This is a genomic window from Sphingobium sp. (assembly GCF_003248505.1).
Classification (GTDB): domain Bacteria; phylum Pseudomonadota; class Alphaproteobacteria; order Sphingomonadales; family Sphingomonadaceae; genus Sphingobium.
Genome location: NZ_QFOA01000001.1, coordinates 237,647 through 245,567 on the forward strand (window position 1 = coordinate 237,647; position 7,921 = coordinate 245,567).

4 protein-coding genes are annotated in these 7,921 nt (G+C 65.7%); 2 read left to right on the forward strand and 2 right to left on the reverse strand.

Going from position 1 to position 7,921, the window contains the following annotated elements; genetic code table 11:
• Positions 1-42 precede the first annotated feature (42 nt).
• The gene (locus tag DI606_RS01110) at positions 43-822 is read left to right on the forward strand and encodes a transglutaminase family protein (protein ID WP_293979096.1); all 780 of its coding nucleotides are present in this window, start codon (positions 43-45) and stop codon (positions 820-822) included.
• Between the two features lie 18 nt (positions 823-840).
• Here the strand turns inward: DI606_RS01110 and DI606_RS01115 are convergent, their stop codons facing one another.
• Together DI606_RS01115 and DI606_RS01120 are read right to left on the reverse strand one after the other, a co-directional pair.
• Complete coding sequence (locus DI606_RS01115; protein ID WP_293979097.1) at positions 841-5,049, reverse strand: translocation/assembly module TamB domain-containing protein; 4,209 nt, start codon at positions 5,047-5,049, stop codon at positions 841-843.
• Positions 5,049-7,124, reverse strand: a complete 2,076-nt coding sequence (locus DI606_RS01120) for an autotransporter assembly complex family protein (protein WP_293979115.1) — start codon at positions 7,122-7,124, stop codon at positions 5,049-5,051. The genes DI606_RS01115 and DI606_RS01120 overlap by 1 nt, the downstream gene beginning before the upstream one ends.
• A 174-nt stretch (positions 7,125-7,298) precedes the next feature.
• Between DI606_RS01120 and DI606_RS01125 the strand changes: the two genes are divergently transcribed.
• Positions 7,299-7,921, forward strand: a 623-nt coding sequence (locus tag DI606_RS01125) for a DHH family phosphoesterase (RefSeq protein ID WP_293979098.1), incomplete at its 3' end; no start/stop codon positions are given.

A 7,921-nucleotide genomic window follows, 5' to 3' on the forward strand; every position in this document is an offset into this window, starting at 1 on the left:
CTGGCCGATTCGGCCTTCCTCTGACATCCGGACCATTGCCCCATGCGCGTCGCCATCGAAGCGATCCTCGACTATGATTTCGCCGAGCAGACCGAGGTGTTGCTCGCCGTGGAGGCGGCGGCTCTTCCCGACCAGCGCATCGTCGAGCAGACCCATGTCATCGACAATGCCGGGCCGCTCACCAACAAGTTCGGCGGAAATGGCATCGGTCGCCGCACATGGACTCGCACGGGCGTCGGACGAATGGTGAGCCGCTACAACGCGATCGTCGATGTCGAACGATCCGCTATCGACCTCTTGCGCCTGTCGCGCAGCTCGCTGCCCAGCTTGCCGGAGGACGTGCTGCCCTTCATCTGGCCCAGCCGCTACTGCGAGGCGGACCGTTTCGTCAGTTTCGTGTGCAGCCATTTCGGCAATCTCGACGGTGGACCGCTGGTGCAGGCGTTGGTCGACTGGGTTCGCGAAAACCTCGTTTACGTGCCGGGCAGCTCCACCATCAGCACGACCGCTGCCGATACGTTCGTCGCGCAGCAGGGCGTCTGTCGCGACTACGCTCATCTGACCGCCGCGCTCATCCGTTCGCGCGATATCCCGGCACGGCTTGCGTCCGTCTACGCGCTCGACCTGTCGCCGCCAGATTTCCATGCGGTGGTCGAAGTCTGGCTCGACGGAGCCTGGCACATTGTCGACGCGACCGGTCTAGCGCCGGTGGAATCGATGGTCCGCATCGCGGTGGGGCGCGACGCTACCGATATCGCTTTCATGACGGCATTCGGCAATGCGACGATGAACGCGCAATCGATCACTGTCACCCGCGCCTGAACCGTCGCTCCTTCGGCCTCAATAATCCTTCGAATAGCGCAGGTTTGCCGACGATCCGGCATTCGTCCCCGTCTTCGACAGCAGGCTGAGCGTCCGCGACAGCGCGATTTCCAGCTGCGTCGCGGTAAAGCCGCGCGAATCGGTCACCACCTCCACATAGATGTTGTTGGAGATATGCTGGCCCACTGCCAGTGACGTACCGCGTCCGGTCGCTTCGTCCCCGCTGACGATGCCGATGCGGTCGATGCCTGACGCACCCTGCAATTTGCCCATCGGATTGAGCCCGCCGCCCCCGCCGCGCAAGCCGTTCAGCGCCGCTGCGAGCTGTACCGCCTGAAGCGGCGAAAGGTTGGCGACATTGTCGCCGAACAGGATGCGTGACAGGATTTCGTCCTGCGGCAGCGTCGGCGTGGAAATGAAGCTGATATCGGGCTGCTGCGCGCTGCCCGCGACGCGAATGCCCGCCGTCACGCTATCGATCCGCGTCGTGGCTTCGATGTTCAGCGTCGGATTGGTCATCGGCCCGTTGAAGTTGATGACGCCCTCGTCCAGATTGAACTGATGGCCCGAGAAGCTGTAGCGCCCGCGCAGCACCTCAAGTCGGCCCGTGACGCGCGGCGCGGCGGTGGTGCCGGTGACGCGCATGTCGGTCTTCCATTCCGAATCCAGCCCCATGCCGGTCACGTAGATTTCGTTGTCCGCACGCACCCGGATGTCGAGCTTCCACACGGCAGGCGCGGCGGCGGCCTGGCGGGAGGCGGTGCGGGCCGCTAGCGGATCGTCGACATCGCCCTTGCGCCGGATGCCAGTAAGCTGGCGAATTTCGGTGCCGCCCTGCCACGCCACGCGATAGCGGGTTTCCGGCAAACGCAGATCGCCCTTGATGAGCCCGCCGTTCGCCGCGCTGTTGGTGATGGATAGCGTACCGCTCACCACGCTGGTGATCGCTTCGCTGCGCGCCAACCGTGCGCGATCCAGCTTGGCCGAAATGTCGATGGGGAAGCCGCTTGCCGCAGCCAGCCCGACCGTGCCCGATGCTTGCACGGTGCCGTCCCCGGCACGCCCGGAAAAATTGCGGATTTCCAAACGATCGTTGGTGAAGCGTCCGTCGAGCAGCATCTGCGTCACTCGCGTGCCGAACGTTTCGTTATCGTAAGTCAGCGCATTGGCGCGAACGAGGCCGTTGAGCTGCGGCGCATTCAGCCGCCCGCCGAAGTCCGCCGCTATGGCGATGCCGCCGCGCAGTTGCTGGTCGGCAAGGCCGGCGAAGGAGAAGGGCACGTCCGCCGGTCCGGAATAGCGGATGCCTCCGCTCAACGGTGCGTTCTGCAAGCGTTGCGTCCAGCCTGCGCCTTCGCCCGGAGGCGCCAGCGTCGCCACGAACCGCCCGAGCGTCGCATTGCCACGGCGGATCAGGCCGCGCAGGTCGCCACCTGCCGAAGACAGCTTGCCCTCAATCGCCATCGAGACGGGGTTGGATACCGCCGTCAGACTGGACCGGCGGAAATCGGAGATAGCGATGCGGGTGGTCGCCGTCGGGAAGGCGCTTCCCTGCTGCGTATAGTCGAGGCTGCCCGTCGCCCGCCCGGTGATGCCGAGGCCGGGCGCGGCGATGTTGGCTATCGCAAGATCGAAATCCTTGAACCGCGCCTGCACCGCCGTCGTGCCGCCGAAACGCCCGGCAAGGTCGACCTTGCCCTGCGGCAACACCAGCGTCGCAGGTTCCAGCCGATAGCCGCCCTGTTCGATCCGGACGATCGCAGGCTGCGCCAGGCGAAAACCGATATTGGCGGCGCTCCCCTGCAATGCCACGGCATAGAGGTCTGGGCGTAGCGCCGCGTTGGCGGCGATGGAGAAGGGCACGCCGCTCGATCCGTCTGCAACCAACTGCGCGCGCCCGCGTCCGCCGCGATAGTCGATCCGCCCGCGCGCCTTGCGCACGACATAATCGCCATAAGCGGCATTCGCGATCTGCGCGTCGGCGCGGATTTGCGGCTGTTCGGTCAGCAGCACCGATGCGGTGACGATTGCACGACCGATGACGATGTCCGCCTCACCCGGCAGCTTCGCGTTGCTGGCGGTGGCATTAACGTCGACGCCCTGCACCTTGCCCGCTGCCGCAAGCCGGACCTGACCCGTAATGCCCGATCCGTTCATGGCGAGCTGGCCTGTGAACGGCCCGGCGGCACTCTGCTGAATGCGACCGTTCATGTCTACGCCGGCAAAGCGCGCTTTCGTCACGTCGATCGTCAGGGGGCCGTTGGCGGTGCGAATCAGCACATTGGCGAAGAAGGGGCCATAGGGCGAGCCGCCTGTCGCTTCCAACCGATAACCTGCCGCTTCTCCGTTCAGCTTCGCAACGACATCGTTAAGCTGCACACCGACATTGGGCCGCGCCGCGCGCAGCACGGCCTGCGGGCGCTCCATCGTGCCGCGCACCGTCAGCGCGAGCGGACCATATTGTTTGGAAGACGCGGTCGCATCGAAGGCGATGCGTCCATCCGTATCGTAGCTGCCCGATCCCGAACGGATCGTGAAATTGGGCGCCGCACCTTTCAACCCGGTCAGCGTGAACTTGCCTTCGGGCGTCATGCCGATTCGCCCGCTGGCAACGGCATTGCCGCCGAGGAAATCGCGGACGGACGCATTCTCCCATCGCGCCGTGCGCACGCCGAACCGCCCGGCAAGGCCGAAGCCGCCGCGCGGCCCCGGCACCAGTTCGACGTCGGTGTTGAGGTTGACGATACCGACCCCGTCGATCTTATAGTCGTTGACCCGGCCCTTGAGCGCACCGCGATAAATGGCCTTATCAAGGTCGGCGAGGACGATGGCGGTGGCATCCACCCGGTCGCTGTCGATCTTCAGATTGTCGCTGATGAGCTTGCCGCTGGCATAGGCGAAATCGCCCTTTACGCGCAGCCGGGTGAGCAGGCCGCCGGCCGCCGCGTTGAGGCCGGTGACCCGGCTCGCGGTCGCATTCACCGGGATGCGGATGCGGTCGCTGTCGATCACCGCGCGTCCGCTGGCCTTCAAATTCTCGATGCCCGTCGCATCGAACGCCAGCGCCTTTGCCGTGATATCATAGTCGATGAAGGGCGTGGCCATCGGCCCGTCCAGGGTCACGGACGCCCGCACATCGCGCCCGCGCACCTTATCCATGATCGCACCGGGCGTCAGGAGCGCGACGTTGATCCGCAGCGCGCTGAATTGACTTTTGCCAAGGTCGATCAGGCCCTGCGCATCGGCCGCCAGCGCGGGAGAGCGCAGCGTGCCCTTGAGGTTGACGCGTCGTTCGTTGAGCCCGGCGAGGAGATCGACATCGAGCTGCGGCGCTGTGAGTCGATCGACCGTCCCCGCAAACACCAGCCCCGGACGCAGCGGCCCCTTGACTGCGAAATTGCCGTTGCGTGCGGCCAGCGACAGGTTGGCGAGTTCGCCCTTGGGGCTGGTCGCGATCAGCTTCCCGTTCCACGCCTGCCACGTTCCCCGCCCGTCCAGCGTCGCGGTCACCCCATCGGTCAGCCCCGACATCGCGGCGATGACGCCGCCCTTGGGCGCAGTCAGCGTGCCGCTCATCGCCAGGCGATTCTGCGCGGGCACAGCGTCGAGCTTCGCCTGCAAGCGATCGCCGCTGTCGACGATGGCGCTGGCCGACAATTGCGCGCGTCCGTCGGCGATATGGGTGGTGCCGTCGATGGCAATCTCGCGCTTCTGCCCGATCACCGGGCGCGCCAGTACGAAGCGGGCGATCTTCAACCTGTCCACATCGATGTCCAGGTCGGGCAGGATCGGCGCGTTGGGATCGGTCGGGGTCTGGTTGAACTGCGGACTGCGCGCCAGCACGATCAGGGGGCTTTCGAGCAGGCTGACGGACAGATGGTTGTTGGCATAGCGGAAAGGCTTCCACACGACATGGACGCGGGGCGACACGGCGAACACGCCCTTGGGATCGCGCAGCACGAGGTCGTGGATCACCATGTCGCTGTAGATCGACCCGTCGATCCGCCCGACTTCGATCTTCATGCCCGACTCCAGCTGGAGCGCGGCGATCTGCCCGATCAGGAAGCGCTTGCCCGGCTGGGTATTGAGGCCGAGCAGCATGACGCCCACCAGCAGCACCAATCCTATGACCGCACCTGCGATCCCGATGGCTATCTTCTGCCACAGCGGACGCTTTTCGCGCGCCGTCACGACCTCTGCGGGGGGAGGGGTATCGTCCTGCGCCATCAGAAGGCCTGTCCTATGCCGATATAGACGGCGAATTTGGATTCGCCCGGCTGCCGGTCGATCGGCATGGCGATATCGGCGCGGAATGGGCCGAAATTGGTATAGAAGCGCCCGCCGATGCCCACGCCATACCGCATGTCGCTGAATTTGGGGGTCTGGCTGTCATAGACCTGCCCCGCATCGACGAAGGCCACCACGCCGTAATTGCCGAAACGATAACGTCCTTCGACCGCGAATTCGTTGACCGACCGGCCGCCGATCGGATCGTTTTTGGCGTCCTTGGGGCCAAGTTCCTGGAAGCCGAAGCCGCGCACCGATCCGCCGCCGCCCGCATAGATGCGCCGCGAAGGCGCTACGTCGTCGCGCGACACGCCGCTGATGGTGCCCAGTCGCGTGCGCCCGGCGATGACGATGCCGTCGCTCACCGGGAAATAGCCGCTCAGGTCGAACGTCGCGCGCAGATAGGGAGAAAAATTGCCCTGCAACGATCCTTCCGGTTCGGCGCGCAGGTTGGCGCGGAACCCTTTGGTCGGGTTCAGCAGGTCGTTGGACCGGTCGTAGCCGATCTGGAGCGGCAGCCCGGCGATCAGGTAGGTACGCCGCACCTTGTCCGCCGTCGCCGGATCGATCACCACTTGCTCGTTGGTGCCCAGGATTTCCGCGCCGTAGCTGTAGGTCCATCGTTTCTGGAAGATCGGCGTCGACTGGCGCGACCAGCCGATGTTCACACCGGCGGTAAAGGCTTCATAGGCATTGTAATTCTGGTGGTTGAGCGTGATGCCGGTCTGGAACGTGCGGTCTCGCTTACCGGCATTCGACCGGCGGAAGGTGCCTGACACGCCCTGTTCCTGTGTGCCGATTACCGCGCCCGCGATCAGCGCGCCTTCGGGCGGGAAGAGATTGCGGTGCGTCCAGGTGCCTTCCGCCCGGAAACCCTGCCCGGTGCCATAGCCCGCCTCGCCCGCCAGCGTGCGCGGCGGTCCCGCTTCCTGATCGACCATCAGGTCGACATATTCGGTCCCGTCCGGTCCAGGCTCACCGGTCCGCACCGGCTCCACGCCGACGCTGGAAAACAGCCCGGTCGCCACCAGCGCCTTGCGCAGGTCGTCCACCTTGCGGCTGTCGTAAAGTTCGCCGGGCTTGTAGCGCCGGATGACTTCCATATGGTCCGCGCCGAACGCCTGCTTCTCGCCGCGCGTTGCGATGGCGCGGAAGGACGCACGCGGCCCGACTTCGACGGGAAGGGTATAGTCGCCGGTAACGGTCGCGGGATCGAGCAGGATGTCGCGCTGTCCCACCTTGGCGAAAGGATAGCCGTTTTCCGGCAGCTTGACGCCGATATTGGCTTCCGCACTCTCAACGTTGGCGGCAACGATATAGTCGCCGGTCTTGAGCGGAAGGCTGTCCCGCACCAGCGTCGGCGGCACGGTAGGCGCGGCGGCGATGACGATATTGCCGATCTTGTACCGCTTGCCGGGCGTCACCGTGACAACGGCTTTGAGCGTGCCGTCCCCGGCTTGATGGAGCCCGGCGATCGCGGTCGCGTCGTAATAGCCCTCCGAATAGAGCAGCCGCACGGCGAGCTTCTCGTCCTCGTCGGCGCGCGCTTGTACCATCGCAGCGGTTTCGGCCCGGCCCTTTCCGTCGATCAGGGCGGATTCGGCGCGGAATTCGTCCTCCAGCTCCGTCTTGCCGAACCCCTCTACGCTGGTGGCATAGCGGACTTCGGGCAGTTTTTCGGCAGGATCTTCACCCAACATGCTGTTGTCCGGGACGGTGACGCTGCCCAGCGGTTGCAGCGGCTGCGCCAGTTCCCGTTCCTCGACCGGCTCGATCGGCGGTGGCAACGTGGCAGGCGCGGCGGAGGGCTGCTGCGGCATCTGCCGGTCGATCCAGTTGTCCATGGACGGAAGGGGCGCTCCGGCATCCGTCCCCTCGACTTTGGGCAGGCGTGCGTCGAACTGGTCGTCTGGAAGGATCGGCTCTTCGGCCTCGCCAGCCGGCGCGGTGGCGGGGGGAGGCGTCTGCGCCATCAGGGGAAAAGGCGACGCGCTAATCAGGAAAAGGGCCATCATGCGGCGGACATGATATGCCGGTCGTCCCATCGTCACGCTGCTTGACCCCCTTCGTGCCGTGCTCATTGTCTATATCCGGCGAAGAAGCAATACGCACAACGGGTTGCCACGGTTCCGCCTGCGACATGATTCCCCGCGCTTCCATCCCGACTCGCGGAGGGGTAGAGCGGGGGGATGACCTTTGCTCTCAACATTTCCCGGTCCATCGCGGGGCAGCCCTGGCGCTGGCGCGGCGGGGCCGCCGATGGCCGCGATTCTGCCTATCTGCCCGACGATCTGGTGACGCAGCTGCTGATGGCGCGGGGGTGCGCGCGCGATGCGGTAGAGGCGCATCGCCATCCCACGATCCGCGCTTTCATGCCGGATCCCAGCCTCTTTCGCGACATGGACGCGGCGGCCGAGCGGCTTGCCGACGCGGTGCAGCGGAAGGAGCAGGTTCGCATCTTCGGCGACTATGACGTGGACGGCGCGACCAGTGCGGCGCTGCTCATCCGGTTGCTGCGCGATCTCGGCCTCGATGCCAAGCCCTACATCCCCGACCGCCTGATGGAAGGCTACGGTCCCTCGGGCGAAGCGTTGGTGCGGCTGGCGGGGGAGGGCGCGACCCTCATCGTAACGGTGGATTGCGGCGCGCAGGCGTTCGAGGCGCTCGGCATGGCAAAGGCGGTGGGCGTCGATGTCGTGGTGGTCGATCATCACAAATGCGCAACCGAACTTCCCGAAGGCTTCGCCCTCGTCAACCCCAACCGCCTCGACGGGCATCCCGACGCGGCGCGCCACGGTCATCTGGCGGCGGT

Bases quoted from the DNA above. Each gene is read 5' to 3' on its own strand.
- DI606_RS01110 (WP_293979096.1), top strand. From the start codon at position 43: ATGCGCGTCGCCATCGAAGCGATCCTCGACTATGATTTCGCCGAGCAG.
- DI606_RS01115 (WP_293979097.1), bottom strand. From the start codon at position 5,049: ATGGCGCAGGACGATACCCCTCCCCCCGCAGAGGTCGTGACGGCGCGC.
- DI606_RS01120 (WP_293979115.1), bottom strand. From the start codon at position 7,124: ATGATGGCCCTTTTCCTGATTAGCGCGTCGCCTTTTCCCCTGATGGCG.